The organism is Rhizobium sp. UGM030330-04 (genome assembly GCF_003208455.1).
GTDB lineage: Bacteria > Pseudomonadota > Alphaproteobacteria > Rhizobiales > Rhizobiaceae > Agrobacterium > Agrobacterium rhizogenes_A.
The window spans coordinates 21608-40403 of record NZ_QKML01000013.1 but is presented as its reverse complement, the minus strand read 5'-3'; the positions used below and the strand labels follow the sequence as shown (position 1 = coordinate 40403).

General features: G+C 61.1%; 15 protein-coding genes. 8 read left to right on the top strand and 7 right to left on the bottom strand.

Annotated elements, in window-relative coordinates; genetic code table 11:
* The first annotated feature begins 5 nt into the window (after window positions 1-5).
* Together ugpE and N434_RS19280 are read left to right on the top strand one after the other, a co-directional pair.
* Complete coding sequence (ugpE, locus tag N434_RS19285; protein ID WP_003523347.1) at window positions 6-854, top strand: sn-glycerol-3-phosphate ABC transporter permease UgpE; 849 nt, start codon at window positions 6-8, stop codon at window positions 852-854.
* Window positions 854-1915 carry a sn-glycerol-3-phosphate import ATP-binding protein UgpC gene (locus N434_RS19280; protein WP_110759914.1) on the top strand — a complete coding sequence of 354 codons (1062 nt, stop codon included), beginning with the start codon at window positions 854-856 and terminating at the stop codon, window positions 1913-1915. Before ugpE ends, N434_RS19280 begins: the two co-directional genes overlap by 1 nt.
* A gap of 71 nt (window positions 1916-1986) precedes the next feature.
* On the opposite strand, the gene N434_RS19275 is transcribed toward N434_RS19280, so the two are convergent.
* The 7 genes from N434_RS19275 to N434_RS19240 form a co-directional block, all read right to left on the bottom strand.
* Window positions 1987-2430 carry a glyoxalase superfamily protein gene (locus N434_RS19275; protein ID WP_110759913.1) on the bottom strand — a complete coding sequence of 148 codons (444 nt, stop codon included), beginning with the start codon at window positions 2428-2430 and terminating at the stop codon, window positions 1987-1989.
* A 210-nt stretch (window positions 2431-2640) separates the two neighbouring features.
* The gene (locus N434_RS19270) at window positions 2641-3339 is read right to left on the bottom strand and encodes an OmpW/AlkL family protein (RefSeq protein ID WP_065117062.1); all 699 of its coding nucleotides are present in this window, start codon (window positions 3337-3339) and stop codon (window positions 2641-2643) included.
* 370 nt (window positions 3340-3709) lie between these two features.
* Window positions 3710-5020, bottom strand: a complete 1311-nt coding sequence (xylA, locus tag N434_RS19265) for a xylose isomerase (protein WP_065117063.1) — start codon at window positions 5018-5020, stop codon at window positions 3710-3712.
* Between the two features lie 236 nt (window positions 5021-5256).
* On the bottom strand, window positions 5257-6711 hold the full coding sequence (xylB, locus tag N434_RS19255; protein WP_110760015.1) for a xylulokinase: 1455 nt from the start codon (window positions 6709-6711) through the stop codon (window positions 5257-5259).
* Between the two features lie 103 nt (window positions 6712-6814).
* Complete coding sequence (locus tag N434_RS19250) at window positions 6815-7837, bottom strand: LacI family DNA-binding transcriptional regulator (RefSeq protein ID WP_110759912.1); 1023 nt, start codon at window positions 7835-7837, stop codon at window positions 6815-6817.
* 358 nt (window positions 7838-8195) lie between these two features.
* Window positions 8196-9779, bottom strand: a complete 1584-nt coding sequence (locus tag N434_RS19245; protein ID WP_110759911.1) for a DHA2 family efflux MFS transporter permease subunit — start codon at window positions 9777-9779, stop codon at window positions 8196-8198.
* Window positions 9780-9800: 21 nt separating this feature from the next.
* Window positions 9801-11012: an HlyD family secretion protein gene (locus N434_RS19240; RefSeq protein ID WP_065117067.1), complete on the bottom strand. Its 1212-nt coding sequence runs from the start codon at window positions 11010-11012 to the stop codon at window positions 9801-9803.
* A gap of 160 nt (window positions 11013-11172) precedes the next feature.
* Between N434_RS19240 and N434_RS19235 the strand changes: the two genes are divergently transcribed.
* The 6 genes from N434_RS19235 to lysS all read left to right on the top strand — a co-directional run bounded on the left by N434_RS19235 (window position 11173) and on the right by lysS (window position 18670).
* On the top strand, window positions 11173-11859 hold the full coding sequence (locus N434_RS19235; protein WP_065117068.1) for a TetR/AcrR family transcriptional regulator: 687 nt from the start codon (window positions 11173-11175) through the stop codon (window positions 11857-11859).
* A 162-nt stretch (window positions 11860-12021) separates the two neighbouring features.
* The gene (locus N434_RS19230; protein WP_065117069.1) at window positions 12022-12783 is read left to right on the top strand and encodes a TerC family protein; all 762 of its coding nucleotides are present in this window, start codon (window positions 12022-12024) and stop codon (window positions 12781-12783) included.
* A gap of 167 nt (window positions 12784-12950) precedes the next feature.
* The gene (locus N434_RS19225) at window positions 12951-13238 is read left to right on the top strand and encodes a GIY-YIG nuclease family protein (protein ID WP_110759910.1); all 288 of its coding nucleotides are present in this window, start codon (window positions 12951-12953) and stop codon (window positions 13236-13238) included.
* Window positions 13239-13479: 241 nt separating this feature from the next.
* Complete coding sequence (locus N434_RS19220; protein WP_110759909.1) at window positions 13480-15252, top strand: SLC13 family permease; 1773 nt, start codon at window positions 13480-13482, stop codon at window positions 15250-15252.
* A gap of 210 nt (window positions 15253-15462) precedes the next feature.
* On the top strand, window positions 15463-16920 hold the full coding sequence (gene gltX, locus N434_RS19215) for a glutamate--tRNA ligase (protein WP_110759908.1): 1458 nt from the start codon (window positions 15463-15465) through the stop codon (window positions 16918-16920).
* 250 nt (window positions 16921-17170) lie between these two features.
* Window positions 17171-18670 carry a lysine--tRNA ligase gene (gene lysS, locus N434_RS19205; protein ID WP_110759907.1) on the top strand — a complete coding sequence of 500 codons (1500 nt, stop codon included), beginning with the start codon at window positions 17171-17173 and terminating at the stop codon, window positions 18668-18670.
* The last annotated feature ends 126 nt before the right edge of the window (window positions 18671-18796 follow it).

Here is an 18796-nt window from a genome sequence, read left to right as displayed (position 1 = left end):
CGCCCATGATTGAAAACCGCCCTGTCGCGCGCGTGATCGCCCATCTGATGCTGGTTCTCGGCATCATCATCGTGGCCTTCCCGATCTATTACACCTTCGTCGCCTCCTCCATGACGTCGACGGATATCATCCGCCCGCCCATGTCGCTTCTGCCCGGCGACCATCTGAGCGCCAATTACACCGAGGCCATGGTCGGCGGTGTCGAAAGAGTGGTCGGCGTCAGCCTCGAGCGGCTGCTGTTCAACAGCTTCGTCGTGGCGCTCGCCATCGCCATCGGCAAGATCGTCATCTCGTTCCTGTCGGCCTTCGCCATCGTCTTCTTCCGCTTTCCCTTCCGCATGGGTTTTTTCTGGATGATCTTCATCACGCTCATGCTGCCGGTGGAAGTGCGCATTCTGCCCACCTACAAGGTCATCGTTGACCTCGGGCTGATCGACACCTATGCGGGGCTGACACTGCCGTTGATGGCATCTGCGACGGCGACGTTCCTGTTCCGGCAGTTCTTCCTGACCATTCCCGGTGAGCTGGTCGAGGCGGCGCGTATCGACAATGCCGGCCCCTTCCGCTTCATGCGCGATATCCTGCTGCCGCTGTCGAGAACCAATATCGCCGCCCTTTTCGTGATCCTGTTCATCTATGGCTGGACGCAATATCTCTGGCCGCTGCTCGTGACCAACGACGCCAAGATGAACACGATCATCATCGGCCTCAAGCGCATGGTGGATTTCACCGATGCTTCGACGCCCTGGAATTATGTGATGGTGACGGCGATCCTCGCCATCATCCCCCCGATTATCGTTGTGGTGCTGATGCAGCGCTGGTTCGTCAAAGGTTTGGTGGAGACCGAGAAGTAATGGCAAAAATTGCGCTGAAAGACGTCCGCAAGATCTATGGCGGCAATGTCGAGGCCATCAAGGGCGTATCGATGGACATCGCCGACGGCGAAATGATCGTGCTGGTCGGCCCCTCCGGCTGCGGCAAATCCACGCTGCTGCGCATGATCGCCGGGCTGGAGGGCATTTCGGGCGGCCAGATCGTCATCGGCGACCGTGTCGTCAACGATCTCGAACCCTCCGACCGTGACATCGCCATGGTGTTCCAGAACTATGCGCTTTATCCGCATATGACGGTGCGCCAGAACCTTGCCTATGGCCTGAAGAACCGCAATACACCGAAGGAGGAGATCGAACGGCGCATCACCGAGGCGGCCAAGGCGCTGGAGATCGAGCAGTTCCTGGAGCGCAAGCCGCGCCAGCTTTCCGGCGGCCAGCGCCAGCGCGTGGCCATGGGCCGCGCCATCGTGCGCAAACCGGCAGCCTTCCTGTTCGACGAACCGCTCTCCAACCTCGATGCCAAGCTGCGCGTGCAGATGCGGGTGGAAATCCGCCGCCTGCAACGCTCGCTCGCCACGACAAGCGTTTATGTGACCCATGACCAGATGGAGGCCATGACGCTCGCCGACCGGCTGGTGGTGCTGAACGCCGGCCGTATCGAGCAGATGGGCACGCCGATCGAGCTTTACGAAAAACCGGCGACCACCTTCGTCGCCACCTTCATCGGTTCGCCTTCCATGAATCTTCTGAGCCATGGCGCGACATCGGCAAACGGCTCTTCCGGCTGGTCGGTGCAGGGAACCGCGGCGCTGCCGCAGGGCGTCGCAACGCTCGGCATCCGCCCCGAGGACATCACCCTTGCCGATGAAGCCCCTGCGGACGCCGCCTTCGCCGGCACCGTGCAGGTGGACGCCGTGGAACTGGTGGGCGCGGAAAGCTACGTGCACGGCTCCTTCGCCGACGGCACCACCATCGTCTTCCGCGTCCACGGCCGCTCGCAACTGCGCATCGGCGAAACGCTGAAGATCGCCGCACAGGCGAAGGATTTCCACCTGTTCGATGCGTCGGGCAAGCGAATCTGAGACATCCGAGCGTGATCGGCACCCGCCTTCCGGCGGGTGTCCGTTCACCTCTGAAAGCTTATCCGGCTATTTCACCACACCAGCTCCACCTGCGGCCGTCCGTTCGAGGTTTTCTCCACCGTGCGGCCGGAGGCGTCGACATTGCAGTGGACGCGCTGCCGGAAGGCGGAGAAGCTTTCGAAGGTCACGACGTCGACCGGGTCGTCGAGATGCAGGGTGAGCCGGTAACGCTCAGGATCACCGCCGAGCGACTGAACGCCGAGCACGGAGGCGACGAAAGGCTGGCCGAGATAGAGGCCTTCCACCCTTGAACCCAGAAGATAGGGATTGAAGGCGGGGCGGTTGCCGGCTGCCGCGTGCAGGGTGTTCCAGTCGCGGAAGCCATATTGCGCGGCGATGAGTTCCAGCGCCTTGGAGTGGGTGATTGCCTGCCCCTGTTCCTCAAGGGCGGCACGCAGGCGTTTTGCCTGTTCTTTCAGCCCCTCAAGGGCGGGAAGCGGTTTGGACACGTTCATAACGGTTCTCCAACATTGACATGCCGAATTTTCCGAAGGGGGTCCGCGTTGCCATCGACGACATGCAAAACATGGGGATGACCGTTATCAAGGATAAGAGCTTCACCAGGGGCATAAATGCCTGCGGACGGCCGGGGCTCTCTGCCCGTGGCCGTCCGTATAGCTCAGAACGGGCCGCCCGTCAAAGGCGGCGCTGAAACCGTCCCGGGATCAGAAGCGATAGGTGATACCGGCACCGATTAGCCAGGGGTCGAGCCTGGCCTTGCCGCTGATCGGCGTGCCGCCCAGTTCGGCGGTCCAGTCGGTCTTCAGGAAGATTTTTTTCACGTCGAAGTTCACGCCCCAATGTTCGTCGAGCATATAGTCGAAACCGACCTGCACGGCAGCACCGAGCTTGTTCTTGACATCGAGATTGCTGAAACCGGGCTGTTCGGACTGGTTGTAGAACAGCGAATAGTTCACGCCCGCACCAATATAGGGCTTGAAGGCGCCGAAATCGGTGAAGTGATATTGCAGCGTCAGCGTCGGCGGCAGCAGCCATGTCTTGCCGACTGGCGTGCCGGCCAGCACACCCTCGCCGTTGATCTTGGCATAGGTGGTGCCGAGAATGAGTTCGGCGGCAAAATTCGGCGTGAAGAAATAGGTGATGTCGAGTTCCGGGATTACCGTATCCGAATAGGAAAGGCCGGCACCCGGCACGCCGTCGACGCTGCCGCTGTCATTGGTGATGACGCCGAGACCGCGCACGCGCAGCATCCACGGGCTTGCCGCCGCAATCGCCTCTTCGGCGGTGGGCGCCGGGGCGGCCGGGGTCAGATCGGCGGCCATGGCATTGGCCGATACCAGCATCGCCGCAGCGCTAACCGCGACGCTGGCAAGCAAGGCGGTTCTTTTGTTCCTGTTCGTCATTCCATCTCTCCTTTAGCGCAGCCTGCATCCGTTCGGACATTCCCCAGGCGCGTCTCACCTTCTCGAACCGGCGCATCGGAACTTGCCGATGCCGCAGCCGTCACCGGGCAACCCAGAAACCGGCCGATGACGGCTGGCTGCGAATCCTCGGTGCCACGACCGTCACGGCCACTATGGCGAAGGGCGGGAGACACCAATTGAGATGGATCAAACCGTTACGGCATTGACCAATGCCGAGGACGTACGGCTGGAGATTGTGACAATTGCGCAACAACAGGAGGCGAGAGACGGACACAAATCGCCATGGACAGCGCATGAAAAAGGCGGGGGATGATCCCCCGCCCCGGCTTTTCAACAATGGACTTGCGCGTCAGACGTAACGATTGACGACATTTTCCAGATATTCCTGACGACCGGATTTCGGCTCGGGATTGATATCCTCCCGCTCCACCAGCGCGGTAATCTCGTCGAGCTTCAATTCGCCGCGCAGCATCTTCTGGGCCTCCGGCGAATCCCACTTGGCATAACGCTCCGCAAGCGGCTTCGACAGCGCGCCGTCCTCGACCATCTTCGCCGCCGCCTTCAGGCCGCGGGCGCAGCAATCCATGCCGCCGATATGACCGATCAACAGATCCTGCGGATCGAGCGACTGGCGACGCAGCTTGGAATCGAAATTGGTGCCGCCATTCTTGAAGCCGCCACCGGCAAGCACGTGGTAATAGGCGAGCGCCATTTCCGGCACGTTGTTGGGGAACTGGTCGGTATCCCAGCCGGACTGGTAATCGTTGCGGTTCATGTCGATGGAGCCGAAAATGCCGAAGGCATTGGCCATGGCCAGCTCATGCTCGAAGGAATGGCCGGCAAGGATGGCATGGCCCTGCTCAATATTGACCTTCACTTCCTTTTCCAGACCGTTCTTCTGCAGGAAGGCGTAAACGGTGGCGACGTCATAGTCGTACTGGTGCTTTGTCGGCTCCTGCGGTTTCGGCTCGATCAGGATCGTGCCCTCAAAGCCGATCTTGTATTTATATTCCACCACCAGATTGAGGAAACGGCCAAGCTGGTCAAGCTCACGCGACAGATCGGTGTTGAGCAGGGTTTCGTACCCCTCACGGCCGCCCCACAGAACATAGTTGGCGCCACCGAGCTTCTTGGTGGCATCCATGCAGGTCTTCACCGTGGCGGCGGAGAATGCAAAGACATCCGGGTCCGGATTGGTGGCGGCACCGGACATGAAACGGCGGTTGGAGAACAGGTTCGCCGTGCCCCACAGCAGCTTCACGCCGGTCTGGGCCTGCTTTTCGGCAAAATAATCAACGATCTCGTTGAGGTTCTTCGTGTTTTCAGCAAAGTTTTTGCCTTCCGGGCGTACATCCGCATCATGGAAGCAATAAAACGGCGAACCAAGCAGCGAGAAGAATTCGAAGGCCACATCTGCCTTCAGCTTCGCCGCCTGCATGGTGTCTTCGAACCATGGGCGCAGGAACGTCTGGCCACCGAAGGGGTCACCGCCCGGCCAGGTGAAGGTGTGCCAGTAGGCCACCGCGAAACGCAGGTGATCTTCCATGCGCTTGCCGGCGACGATCTCATCGGGGTTGTAATGGCGGAAGGCCAGCGGGTTGGTGCTGTCGGGGCCTTCATATTTGATCTTGGCGATGTCGCCGAAGAAACCTGTGCTCATGGTGATCCTCCTTGGTGGGTTTAGATGGTGTCCTGAAATTTCAGGGTCGGCGTTTGTCGCTCACCCCCCTCTGTCCTGCCGGACATCTCCCCCTCAAGGGGGGAGAACGACACGCGGCTACGTCTTGTCCTCACGCGAGGTTGAAGATGGAGCGAGAGATACCGTCCTGCCAATCTCCCCCCTTGAGGGGGAGATGCCCGGCAGGGCAGAGGGGGGTAAACCACACACTCCGCGTTTCAATGCGAAAGTGCCCGAATAGCCGGATAAAGCGCGTGATACCGCCGATAAGCCTCCTCATAGGCCCCCGCCAGATCAGCCACCGGCTCGATCGTCCGCGCCGTCTCCGGCTGCGAGCAAACCGCCACCGGATCAGCCCCCGTCGCGGCAATGAGGCCAAGGCGGGCAGCACCGAAGGCCGCACCGAAATCACCCTCTGCCGGGATATCAACGGGCACGCCGAGCGCGGTGGCGATCGAGGCCAGCCAATAGGCCGAACGCGAACCGCCGCCGATGGCGGTAACACGCGAAATCGAAGTACCGGCCGATTTCAGCGCTTCGAGATTGTCCCTGATCGCGAAAGTCACGCCTTCCAGAACGGCCTGTGTCAGCGCCTTGCGGTCGCTTTCATGCGAAAGACCGATGAAGGAGCCACGAATGGCCGCGTCATTATGCGGGGTGCGCTCACCGGAAAGATAAGGCGCGAAGGTAACGCCGGTCGGCGCAAGCAGCGTTTCGCCCAGCTCGCCGGTCAGATCGGCGGCGGATTGGCCGGTGAGGCGCGAATACCAGTTCAGCGCATCGGTGGCGGAGAGGATGACGCCCATCTGGTGCCAGGTGTTGGGCAGCGCATGGCAGAAGGCATGCACGGCGCTTTCCGGCTTCGGCAGATAGGAGGCATTGGCGGCGAAGAGCACGCCTGACGTGCCAAGCGATACGAAAGCATGGCCTTGCCTGACAGTGCCCATGCCGCAGGCGGAAGCGGCATTATCACCCGCGCCACCGGCCACCACGGTGCGGCCGGAAATGCCCCATTCGGACGCGAGTTCGGCGCGCAGCACGCCCGCCTCATCCGTGCCTTCCACCAGCGACGGCATGTGTTTTTCATCAAGGCCGGTGGCGGCGAGAAGTTCGGACGACCATTTGCGCGCGCCGGTATCGAGCCACGAGGTGCCGGCGGAGTCCGACATCTCAGAGATATATTCGCCCGTCAGCCAAAGGCGTAGGTAATCCTTCGGCAGCAGCACCTTTGCCACTTTCGCGAAGATTTCAGGCTCGTTCTTCGCCACCCAGGCAAGCTTCGGCGCGGTGAAGCCGGGGAAGACGATATTGCCCGTTATCTTGCGGAAACGCGGATCGGCGTCGAGTGCGGCAGCTTCGGCATGGGAACGTGTGTCGTTCCACAGGATGCAGGGGCGCAGCACCTTACCGGCCGCGTCGATCAGCGTCGCGCCATGCATCTGGCCGGAAAGGCCGATGCCCCTGACGGCGGCAAGCTCCTTCGGGAACTTCTGCTTCAGGCCGGCAACGGCGGTTTTCGTGGCGGCGATCCAGTCCGCTGGGTCCTGCTCCGACCAGCCGTGATGCGGACGCGAAACCTCCAGCGAACCATTGGCCGAACCGACAATCTTCTGATCGCCATCCATCAGCAGGGCTTTGACGCCTGAAGTGCCAAGGTCGAGACCGAGATACATGTATTTCTCCATTCCGGCGCTCCATGCGCCACTTTCAGCGTTTTTTAAAAGTCACCGCATTTCCGGACGGAAAACCGGCGGCCACTTTTCCTGGAAATGCTTGTCAGGGCAGATTGTCCCTGAGGAATATGTCGATACGGATACGTTCCTGCGCGGCGATGACCGCCTGGCCGTCCGCACGTGCCTTCAACACGCGGATGGCGCTGCGCACCTCGTGGCCGGCATCCTGATTGAGCACGGCGTCAAGCACGCCTTCCCGCAGCGCATTGGCGGTGTTTTCGGTCAGTTCGTGGGCAATGACCGACAGCGGCCTTTCACCGCCGGCGGCTCGCAGCGCCCGGATGAGGCCGCGATTGCCGGCGCCGAGGCTGTAGATGCCTGACAGTGCGGCATTGCCGAGCGCTCCGGCAACCAGCGCCTCGACGGTTGCCGGGTCATCCTTGCCCTCCAGCACCGGCAGAAGCCGCAATTGCGGAAATTCGGCTTCGATGACGGCACGAAACCCTTCCAGACGCTCGCGATGGTCACGCACCAGCATGGAGCCGGCGACAACAGCGATATCGCCGCCATGGCCGGAGAGGAAGCGTCCCAGCAGGCTCGCCGCCGTGCGCCCGGCCGCAACGTTGTCCACGCCGGCATAGTGGTCGCGGCGCGAGCCGGAAAGATCGGAAACCAGCGTCACCGTGGCGATGCCGTCTTCCGCCAGCCGGTCGGCGGCTTGCGCCACATCCTCGGAATCGGTGGCGACGAAGGCAACACCAGACGGTTTTTCCCGCCGCGCCACTTCCAGCGCCTCGGTCAGCGCGGCGGCATTGAAGGGCGGCACCTCGATGATGCGGATCGCCGTGCGTTCCAGATGGGCACGGGTGGCGGCGGCCCGGACCTCGGTGCGAAGCGTCGCCATGAAGGAATTGTCGTTGCCCGGCAGGATGAAGACCAGCGAATAATTACGGCCCTTGGCCAGATTGGCGGCGGCGATATCGCGCACATAACCAAGCTCGGCAATCGCCGCCTCCACCCGGGCGCGGGTGGCGGCGTGGACACCCGGACGCATGTTCAGCACCCGGTCGATGGTGGCGAGGCTGACGCCCGCACGCTCGGCAATATCATGGACTGTCGGCTTCATGGCGCCTCCCCCTTGCCCTTGAATATCCAGCTTTGGGGCCGAGGTAAACCGAAAAATGATGTACGTACCTCATATTTCATGGAAAGGCGGTATCGGGTTGGCGGCTCTTGGCGAAACGGTGCCGCTTGTTTCTTCTCCCCGAGGGGGAGAAGGTGGCTCGAAGGGTCGAATGAGGGGGCGACGCCAGCGAGAGACCGAGAGCTCGCCCCCTCATCCCGCTGCCGTGACCTTCTCCCCGGTGGGGAGAAGAAATATGCCGTGCCCGCTCGCCCCGTATCCATTGCGCCAGCAGGCAGACAAAAAAGGGGCCGTCATTTCCGACGGCCCCAGCTCTGCGGTGGATGGGAGGGGATTTTTATCAGTGCGCCGCGTCTGGCGGCGGCGCTGCCTTGGGTTTCTGGATCAGGATCGTCATGAAGATCAGGCTGCCGAACAAAAGCGTCAGCGCGAAGAACACATCCGCGAAGGCCAGTATCCATGCCTGCTGCGAGACCATGCCGACCAGTTTCTTGATCGCGACGGAAGCGCCGTCCAGCCCGTAGGAATCATAGTTGGCGCCGACATTGTTCAGCCATTCCAGCGCCTGCGGATTGGAGTAGCTGATATGTTCCGCCAGCCGCACATAATGATCGTCGGTGCGCTGCGACAGCATGGTGTTGATGACCGCAAGGCCAACCGCGCCGCCAAGGTTACGGGTGAGGTTGAACAGGCCGGACGCATTGCGGATGCGGGCCGGCGGCAGGGTGCCGAGCGCGATGTTGTTGATCGGCACCATGCACATCATCAGGCCGAAACCGCGCAGGATCTGCGGGATCAGCAGTTCATAGAAGTCCCAGTCGGTCGTCACATAGGTCATGATCCATGTGCCGCAGCCGAAGCTGATGAAGCCGATGGCCATCATCGCGCGCGGATCGAGCTTGGTGGAGACCTTGCCGGCGATCGGCGCGGTGAAGAACATGGCAAGACCTGACACGAACATGGTCTCGCCGATCATCAGTGCATCATATCCCCTCACCCGGCCGAGATAGAGCGGATAGAGATAGGTCAGCCCGTAAAGCCCGATACCCATGACGAAGGAGAACAGCGACCCGATGGAGAAGTTGCGGTCCGTGAAGGCGCGGATATCCACGACAGGGAATTCCACCTTGAAGGCACGCCAGAAGAACACGACCGCGCCGATGACCATGGCGACCGTTCCCAAGACGATATGCTCGTCGTTGAACCAGTCCTTGTTGTTGCCCTCTTCCAGCACATATTCCAGCGAGCCGAGGAAGACGGCCATGGAGATCAGCCCCCACCAGTCGAACTTCTTCCAGAGCGACTTTTCCGGCTTGTCGAAATCGATCAGGCTCCAGGTGAGGATGGTGACGATGATGCCGGGAATGATGTTGACGAGGAACAGCCAGTGCCAGGAAAAGGCATTGGAGAGATAACCGCCGACCGTCGGGCCGATGGTCGGCGCAAGCGTTGCAACGAGACCGATGATCGGCGAGACGACGGAGCGCTTCGACGGCGGAAAGATGGTGAAGGCGGCCGCAAAGACCGACGGGATCATGCCGCCGCCGATAAAGCCCTGGATCGCACGATAGACGATCATCTGGTCGATATTGGTGGCGGTGGCGCAGAGCGCGCTCGAAATCGTGAAACCGGCCGCACAGGTCGCAAACAGCACGCGCGTGGACAGGATGCGCGCCAGCGTGCCCGACAGCGGGATCATGATGACTTCGGCGATCAGATAGGAGGTCTGCACCCAGGCGATCTCATCCGAGCCGGCGCCGAGGCCGGCCTGGATTTCCGCCAGCGAGGCGGAAACGATCTGGATATCGAGAATGGACATGAACATGCCGAAGACCATCGCGAAGAACGCGATGAGCCTGCGCCTGTCCATCGGGGGATCGGCGGGGATGGACGCCCCGCCCGTACCGACAACCGTAGCCGCCATGATCTTGCCCTCAACGAAGCCTTATTTGGCCTGCGGGTTGGCTTGCGCCGTTTTCGTGGTTTCCGGCGCCGTGCGGGTATCGACATCGACAACGACACTGAGGCCCGCGCGGAGGTTATGCTTTTCAAGGTCTTCCCTGGAGAAGACGATACGAACAGGCACGCGCTGGATGACCTTGGTGAAGTTGCCCGTGGCGTTTTCCGGCGGCAACATGGAGAAGACCGAGCCGGAGCCGGGCGAGATCGACTGCACCGTGCCTTCGATCGTCGCATCGTCAAAGGCATCCACATGCACGCGCACCTTCGAGCCGGGCACGACGCGGGCAAGCTGCGTTTCCTTGAAATTGGCGTCGATATAAAGCTCGTTCATCGGCACCAGCGAAGCCAGACGCTTGCCGACCGAAACCAGATCGCCCGTCTGAACCGCCAGATTGCCGATGACGCCGTCATAAGGCGCCTTCAGAACCGTGAAGGAAAGATCGCGGGCCGCCTTGTCGCGGGAAAGCTGCAGCGAGCGAATGGTGCTCTCCGCTTCCTCACGCTGGGCGCGCAGAAGCTCGACATTGGCCTTGGCCGAGGTAATGGCGGCATCGCCGGCCACGGCATTGGCCTTGGCCTGATCCAGCGCCACCTGGGCATTGTCGGAGGCGGCGACCGTGCCGACATCCTTGGCCTGCAGCTCGCTGGCGCGCTTCTGGGTGATTTCAGCGCCGCGAAGGGCGGCATCCAGCGAACCCTTCTGGGCAACGGCCTGCTCCAGCGATGCTTCGCCGCCGACGATCTGCGCGTCGATGCGCTTCAGCGACAGTTCCTCGGTACGGATCTGCGCCTCGGCCTGCTCCAGGGCAATGCGGTAATCGCCGTCATCCAGCGTCACCAGCGGATCGCCCGCCTTGACTTCCTGGTTTTCGACCACATTCACCTTGGCAACGTAACCGGAAACCTTCGGCGCGATGACGGCGATGTCACCTTCTATATAGGCATCGTCAGTCGACACCATGAAGCGGCCGTCGATCCACCAGTTGTAGCCATACCAGCCGGCACCGGCGAGAAGCGCGATGGCGATGACAGGCAGAAGCGGCGAACGCTTCTTCTGCTTCGGCGCGGGCGTGGCCTGGGGCTGCTGCGGCGGGGCCTCTGCCGGCTTTGCGGGAGAGGTCTCGGCCTTGGCGGAAACATCCGCCTCTTCCGCATCGTTGACGGCGCGAACCGCGCTATTCTTCTGGGCCGACATGAGAATGTACCGTGATAGATTGAAGAAAGTTTTTCGAACTGAACCGTTCGGTTCGATTGACATAATCTCTTTCCTGACACATATCAAGTGTTATCGAACCGATTGGTTCGACGTCTGGTTAATTTTTTTTACGCCATTGCGGTGCTAGGAGGCGATAACGATGGCAGGGGAAGACATGGATATGGAAGCGGACACGGAAACGGGCTGTCCCGGAAATCCCGCCGGGCGTTTTGCGGCGGGCGAGGACCCGGCAAAACGCGAACAGATTCTGGCGGGCGCCTGGCGTGTGTTCAAGCGCAAGGGCTTCGATGCCGCCAGCATGAACGACATTACCCGGGAAGCGGGCGTTTCCAAGGGCACGATCTATGTCTACTTCTCCAACAAGGAAGATCTGTTCGCCGCCCTCGTCGACCAGCATCGCCAGGAATTCGCCACCTCCATGCGCAACATCCTGGCCGGCACCGAAGAGGTGCGCGAAGGCCTGAAGCAGTTCGGCAAGGCCTTCGCCAACAAGATGATCTGTTCAGACATGGTCCCGGCCATGCGCTCGGTCATCGGCGTCATCGACCGCATGCCGAAGCTGGCGCAGCGTTTCTTCATCGCAGCGCCCAACAATGTCCGCACCGTGCTTCAGGATTTCATCGAGCACCATGTGGCGCTCGGCCATCTGAAAGTGGATGACGTCGAGCTTGCCGCGCGGCAATATATAGAGCTTTCCACCGGCACCTTCTTCAAGCTGCGCCTGTTCGGGGAGATCGATGGCCCGGTTCCCGAGGAGGAACTGGACCGGGTGATCACCAGCGCCATCACGGTATTCATGGCCGCTTACGGAACCAACAGGGCCTGACTTCATTCAGCAACGGCATCAGCGCCGATACGCGGTCTGCGCGAAATTTCGATGAAATCTTGCGTGGCGGAGCCTTCATCTCCTTGTTTCTCGGGTATTGCGCTATAAATTCCACCCGCCGAATGTTTCGGCTGGCCTGTTGCTGAAAGGAAATTCCCCCTGATGGAGTCCGTTCTCCCGCTTCTGTCTGATCCCGCCGCCTGGGTGGCGCTTGTCACCCTGGTGGTCATGGAGGTCGTGCTCGGCATCGACAACCTGATCTTCATCTCGATTCTGACCAACAAGCTGCCGCCGGAGCAGCGCGAAAAAGCCCGCAAGATCGGCATTGGTCTTGCGCTCATCATGCGCCTCGGCCTGCTCGGCACCGTCGCATGGATCGTGCAGCTCACCACGCCGGTCTTTGAGGTTTTCGGCCACGCCTTCTCCTGGAAGGACATGATCCTGATCGCCGGCGGTCTCTTCCTGATGTGGAAGGCGACCAAGGAAATCCACCACAATGTCGATCCTGAAGACCACAAGGAGGACATGGTGGGCGGCCCGGTGGCGATGGGCTTCAGCGCCGCCATCGGCCAGATCCTGCTGCTCGACCTCGTCTTTTCGGTGGACAGCATCATCACCGCCGTCGGCATGACGCCGCATCTGCCAATCATGATCGTTGCCGTCGTCGTCGCCGTCGCGGTGATGTTGCTCGCCGCAACCCCGCTCGCCAACTTCATCGAACGCAACCCCACCATCGTCATGCTGGCGCTCGCCTTCCTGATGATGATCGGCACGACGCTGATTGCCGAAGGCATGGGCTTCCATGTTCCCAAGGGCTACGTCTATGCCGCCATGGCGTTTTCGGCGCTGGTGGAACTGCTCAACATGCTGGCCCGCAATGCGCGGCGTCGGAAGAAGGCGGAGGCCGCCGGCGATACGCACTAACGGCATCTCGCCACCGTCATTCCGGCCTCGAGCCGGAATCCAGCCAGCCCAAGTCTTTGGGCTGAAAGGACTCTTGTCGCCGCGCAGACGCGCGGCGGCTGGATGCCGGATCAAGTCCGGCATGACGGAAATAAATTGATTTCTTGCAAAAATCATGAGCGTTTCTCATGCGCCAAGGTTACGTTTATATTCTTGCATCCAAAAAAAACGGTACGCTCTATACTGGTGTCACAAGCGACCTTTCTCACCGTTTATATGAACATCAGAACAACCTGACGCCCGGATTCACAACCCGTTATGGCGTTAAGACGCTTGTGTGGTTTGAAACATACGATCTCGTCACCGACGCAATTGCGAGAGAAAAGACAATAAAAAACTGGCCGCGGGCATGGAAGATAAAGTTGATTGAAGATCTCAATCCAGCCTGGGACGACATTGCCCATTTTCTTCTCTGACAACGCCTCCGCTCCGTCATGCCGGACCTGATCCGGCATCCAGCCAGCCCAAGTCCTTGGGCTGAAAAAACTCTTCTCACCGCGTGAGGCCGCGTCAGCTGGATGCCGGATCAAGTCCGGTATGACGAAGAGACAGGAATGACATCTCCAGCCCGGAACCGCTTCACCCCGGCTTGCGTTCTTCAATATCCTCATCGATAGAGTCATTCCCGCCGTCTCTCCTTCGAAAGCATAAGCCAGCATGACGACAGACCAGATCCTCGCCTTCACCGTCATCGCCGGCATGATGGTCGCGTTCATCTGGGACAGGCTGCGTTACGATGTCGTCGCCTGCAGTGCGCTGCTCGTGGCCGTGGCACTCGGCGTCGTGCCTTTCGAGAAGGCCTTCTCCGGTTTTTCCGACGACATCGTCATCATCGTGGCCAGCGCGCTGATCGTCAGTTCGGCTGTCGCCCGCTCGGGCGTCGTCGATATGACGATCAAGAAATATTTCCCCGAAATGCACTCCAAGAGCCTGCAGCTCGCCTTTCTGATGATCGTCGTTGCCGTCATGTCCGCCTTCATCAAGAATATCGGCGCGCTCGCCATCATGATGCCGGTTGCCTTCCAGTTCGCCCGCAAATCCGGCAGCCCGGTCTCCTATTATCTGATGCCGATGGCCTTCGCCGCCCTGCTGGGCGGGTTGATGACGCAGATCGGCACCTCGCCCAATATCGTCGTCTCGCGGCTGCGCGAGGAAATGACCGGGCAGAGCTTTTCGATGTTCGACTTCACCCCCGTCGGCGCCGGCCTGACCGTCATCGGCATCATCTTCCTCACCTTCGGTTACCGGCTGCTGCCGGTGCGCAACCGGCAGCAGGCATCGGTGGAGGATATTCTCGACCAGTCGGCCTATACCGCCGAAGCCACCCTGCCCGCCGACAGCACCCACGCGGAAAAGCCGCTGCGCGAATTGCTGAAACAGGCCGACGGCGATGTGATCGCCAGCACCATCCTGCGCGGACCGCGGCGCATCTCCCCCTTCCCCGACGTGACGCTGAAGGCGGGTGACACGATTCTCCTCGAAGGCAGCCCGGAGGGGCTGGACCGCATCGTCTCGCAGGCGAAGCTGCTGCTTTCCGGCAAGCCGCTGACGGAGAACGGCCAGAAAACCACCGATCTCATTTCCATGGAAGCGGTGATCAGCAATGAATCGGTGCTGAGCGGCATTTCCGCGCGCGAGCTTTCGCTCTCCTATACGCGCGGCGTCAATCTGATCGCGGTGAGCCGGCGCGGCCAGCGCGTCAGCCAGCGGCTCTCCGAGCTGACACTGCAGGCGGGCGACGTCATTCTTTTGCAGGGCAGCCGCAAGAACCTGCCGCAGGTATTGCAGGAATTTTCGCTCTTGCCGCTGGCGCAGCGGGAAATCCTGCTGGGGGTGCAGCGCCGCGCGCTTTTGCCGGTCATCGTGCTTGCCGCCGCCATGATTGCCGCCGGCAGCGGGCTGGTGCCGGTCTCCGTCGCCTTTTTCGCCGCCGCCTTCCTGATGATCGTGGTCGGCGCCATCCCGCTCACCGAAGTCTATAAATCCATCGACGGACCGATCCTCGTCATGCTCGCCGCCCTCATTCCCGTCAGCGACTCGCTCCGCACCAGCGGGGCGAGCGAACTGATCGCCGCCTGGCTCGGCCAGGCAGCGCAGGGGCTGCCGCCCTTTGCGGCGCTCGGCATGATCCTGCTCACCGCCATGGCGGTGACGCCCTTTCTCAACAATGCCGCCACCGTGCTGGTCATGGCCCCCATCGCCGCCGGTTTCGCCACCACGCTCGGGTTTCGGCCGGAGGCTTTCCTGATGGCGGTGGCGATCGGCGCCGGCTGCGATTTCCTCACCCCCATCGGCCACCAGTGCAATACGCTGGTCATGGGCCCGGGCGGCTACCGCTTCAGCGACTATCCGCGTCTTGGCCTGCCGCTGTCGATCATGATCGTCATTGCCAGCATTCCGATGCTGCTTTACGTCTGGCCGGTCAACTAGGCGCGGCTCGCCTCGGGGAAGACGGCGCAAGCTCCTTATTTCCTTGACGCCTGCGGCATAATATGGCCTAAGCCGGAGCCGAACGGGAATGTGCAAAAGGCGCTTTATTTGTGCCTTTCGACATGATTTCCTGCCGCATCCAAACGAAAACTTCGTGATATACGGGTGAAACCACCCATATTTCAGCCACGTCCACGACGAGTGAATTTCATGACCACTTCCGGCGTTCGCGTCCGCATCGCACCTTCCCCCACCGGCGAGCCGCATGTCGGCACCGCCTATATCGCGCTGTTCAACTATCTCTTCGCCAAGAAACACGGCGGCGAGTTCATCCTGCGCATCGAGGATACCGACGCCACCCGCTCGACCCTTGAATATGAGCAGAAGGTGCTGGAAGCCCTGCGCTGGACCGGCCTCACCTGGTCGGAAGGCCCCGATGTCGGCGGCCCTTACGGCCCCTACCGCCAGTCGGAACGCAAGTCCATGTACTGGCCCTATGCCGAGGAATTGCTGGAAAAAGGCCATGCCTTCCGCTGTTTCTGCACGCCCGAGCGGCTGGAGCAGATGCGCGAGGCGCAGCGCGCCGCCGGCAAGCCGCCGAAATATGATGGCCATTGCCTGAACCTCAAGGCCGAGGAAGTTACCGCCCGCGTTGCCGCCGGCGAGGCCAATGTCGTGCGCATGAAAATCCCGACCGAAGGTTCGTGCGATTTCCATGACGGCGTTTATGGCGATGTCTCGATCCCGTGGGATTCGGTCGACATGCAGGTGCTGATCAAGGCCGACGGCATGCCGACCTATCACATGGCTAACGTCATCGACGACCATCTGATGAAGATCACCCATGTGGCGCGCGGTGAAGAGTGGCTGGCCTCCGTGCCCAAGCACATCCTGCTCTACCGTTATTTCGGCTGGGAGCAGCCCACGTTCATGCATCTCTCGCTGATGCGCAACGCCGACAAGTCGAAGCTTTCCAAGCGCAAGAACCCGACCTCGATCTCCTATTATTCCGCGCTCGGTTATCTGCCCGAAGCGCTGATGAACTTCCTTGGCCTGTTCTTCATCCAGATCGCCGAAGGCGAAGAGCTCTTGACCATGGACGAGCTGGCGGCGAAGTTCGACCCCGAAGCGCTTTCCAAGGCCGGCGCCATCTTCGATATCCAGAAGCTGGACTGGCTGAACGGTCGCTGGCTGCGCGAGAAGCTCTCCCCGGAAGAATTCATTGCCCGCACGCTAGAATGGGCGATGGAAAATGCCCGCCTGACCGAAGGCCTGAAGCTTGCCCAGAGCCGCATTTCGAGACTCGGCGAATTGCCGAACCTGGCAGGCTTCCTGCTGGCGAGCGATGTCGGCCTGACGCCGGCTTCCTTTGCCGGGCTGAAGAGCAAACCGGAGGAAATCCACGAAATCCTCACCACGGTTGCCGCAGACCTCGAGAAGATGCCGGACTGGAACGTGGAAGCGATCGAGGCCGAGTTGCGCGATGTGGCCGAACGCACCGGCAAGAAGCTGCGCGTCGTGACGCCGCCGCTGTTTGTAGCCATGTCCGGTTCCTCGCGCTCGCTGCCGCTGTTTGACTCGATGGCGCTGCTCGGCCGCTCCGTGGTGCGCCAGCGGTTGAAGATGGCGATTGCCGTTGTGGCCACGATGGTTGGCAGCGGAAGCTGATAGTTATGTGCTGGCGGTGACGGCAGCATCCTAGAATACGGCCCTCTGCCTGGGGCTCACCCCCCTCTGCCCTGCCGGGCATCTCCCCCTCAAGGGGGGAGATCGACAAGTGGCTGACACCTTGCCCATGGAACGGGCGGGCGCGGCATCTGATCTCCCCCCTTGAGGGGGAGATGTCCGGCAGGACAGAGGGGGTAACCCAGAGCGCAAAGGGTAACCGCAACGAACAAGCCCGCTAAAGGCGAACACCATGAACGACAAGACGACCGAAACCACCGCCCTCTCCTCCGACGCAACAGAAGTGCGTCGCCAGAAACTCGCGCTGCTGCGCGAACAGATCGGCGATGTCTATCCGGCGCATTTCCACCGCACGCTGACCAATGCGGAGCTGGCGGAAAAATATGCCGATATCGAAGCCGACGTCGAGACCGGCGATACGGTGACGGTGGCGGGCCGCGTTTATTCCTCGCGCAATTCCGGCATGTTCATGGATATCCATGACGCCTCCGGCAAGGTGCAGATCTTCTCCCACAAGGACACGACGCCGGAAGCGGCGCGTAACCTTTTGCCGATGATCGACATCGGCGACATCATCGGCGTCACCGGCAAGGTACGCCGTACCAAGCGCGGCGAGCTGACGATCAACGCCGAAGAAATCACCATGCTGACGAAGTCGCTGCTGCCGATGCCCGAGAAGTGGCATGGCGTCTCCGACATCGAGCTGCGTTACCGCAAGCGCCACCTCGATATCCTCTCCAACGAGGAATCCAAGCTGCGCTTCCTGCAGCGTTCCAAGATTCTCTCCGGCATCCGCCGCTTCATGGAGGCCGAAGGCTTCCTCGAAGTGGAAACGCCGATGCTGCAGACCATCTATGGCGGCGCGACGGCTGATCCGTTCAAGACCTTCCACAACACGCTGAAGATGGACATGTATCTGCGCATCGCGCCGGAACTGTTCCTGAAGCGTACGCTGGTTTCGGGCCTGACCGACAAGGTCTTCGAAATCAACCGCAACTTCCGCAACGAAGGCGTTTCCACAAGGCACAATCCTGAATTCACCATGATGGAGTGCTATTGGGCCTATGCCGATTACGAAGACATCATGGGTCTCGTGGAGCGACTGTTCGAGACGCTGGCGATTGCCCTGCACGGCACGACCGAAGTTGAATTCCAGGGCCAGACGATTTCCTTCAAGGGCCCGTTCAAGCGCGTGCCGATGCCTGACGCGGTGAAGGAAACAACCGGTATCGACTTCCTCGCCATCAAGACCGACGAAGAAGCCCGCGCCGCCGCCAAGGCCGCCGGTTTTGCCGTCGAGAAGGACTGGACCTGGGGCGAATGCCTTGCCTTCATCTTCGAAGAAAAGGTCGAGGGCACACTGATCCAGCCGAGCCACGTCACGCATTTCCCGAAGGACATCTCGCCCTTCGCCAAGGAAGTACCGGGCGAACCGCGCCTCGTCGAGCGTTTCGAAAGCTATTGCAACGCCTGGGAAGTGGGCAACGCCTTCTCGGAACTCAACGATCCGGAAGAGCAGCGCCGCCGCATGGTGGAGCAGCTGGAGCAGGCGCACGCCCGTGGCGAAAAGGACAAGCAGCTCGACGATGAATTCCTCGACGCCATCGACCAGGGCATGCCGCCCGCCGGTGGTCTTGGTATCGGCGTCGACCGCCTGATCATGCTGCTCACCAACGCCCCGTCGATCCGCGACGTCATCCTCTTCCCGGCCCGCCGCAACAAGGCGGACTGATCGGACGAAACCGGGGGCGGCCTCACGGCCGCCTTCCACTCCCCGATTTTCTCGCTAGTGGCGAAGGGGCGTATTTTCTTGACGTCATCCTTGGGCTTGTCCCAAGGATCTAATCACGTCCGACAA

Coding starts and splice junctions, on each gene's coding strand:
- ugpE (WP_003523347.1), top strand. CDS start 6: ATGATTGAAAACCGCCCTGTCGCGCGCGTGATCGCCCATCTGATGCTG.
- N434_RS19280 (WP_110759914.1), top strand. CDS start 854: ATGGCAAAAATTGCGCTGAAAGACGTCCGCAAGATCTATGGCGGCAAT.
- N434_RS19275 (WP_110759913.1), bottom strand. CDS start 2,430: ATGAACGTGTCCAAACCGCTTCCCGCCCTTGAGGGGCTGAAAGAACAG.
- N434_RS19270 (WP_065117062.1), bottom strand. CDS start 3,339: ATGACGAACAGGAACAAAAGAACCGCCTTGCTTGCCAGCGTCGCGGTT.
- xylA (WP_065117063.1), bottom strand. CDS start 5,020: ATGAGCACAGGTTTCTTCGGCGACATCGCCAAGATCAAATATGAAGGC.
- xylB (WP_110760015.1), bottom strand. CDS start 6,711: ATGTATCTCGGTCTCGACCTTGGCACTTCAGGCGTCAAAGCCCTGCTG.
- N434_RS19250 (WP_110759912.1), bottom strand. CDS start 7,837: ATGAAGCCGACAGTCCATGATATTGCCGAGCGTGCGGGCGTCAGCCTC.
- N434_RS19245 (WP_110759911.1), bottom strand. CDS start 9,779: ATGGCGGCTACGGTTGTCGGTACGGGCGGGGCGTCCATCCCCGCCGAT.
- N434_RS19240 (WP_065117067.1), bottom strand. CDS start 11,012: ATGTCGGCCCAGAAGAATAGCGCGGTTCGCGCCGTCAACGATGCGGAA.
- N434_RS19235 (WP_065117068.1), top strand. CDS start 11,173: ATGGCAGGGGAAGACATGGATATGGAAGCGGACACGGAAACGGGCTGT.
- N434_RS19230 (WP_065117069.1), top strand. CDS start 12,022: ATGGAGTCCGTTCTCCCGCTTCTGTCTGATCCCGCCGCCTGGGTGGCG.
- N434_RS19225 (WP_110759910.1), top strand. CDS start 12,951: ATGCGCCAAGGTTACGTTTATATTCTTGCATCCAAAAAAAACGGTACG.
- N434_RS19220 (WP_110759909.1), top strand. CDS start 13,480: ATGACGACAGACCAGATCCTCGCCTTCACCGTCATCGCCGGCATGATG.
- gltX (WP_110759908.1), top strand. CDS start 15,463: ATGACCACTTCCGGCGTTCGCGTCCGCATCGCACCTTCCCCCACCGGC.
- lysS (WP_110759907.1), top strand. CDS start 17,171: ATGAACGACAAGACGACCGAAACCACCGCCCTCTCCTCCGACGCAACA.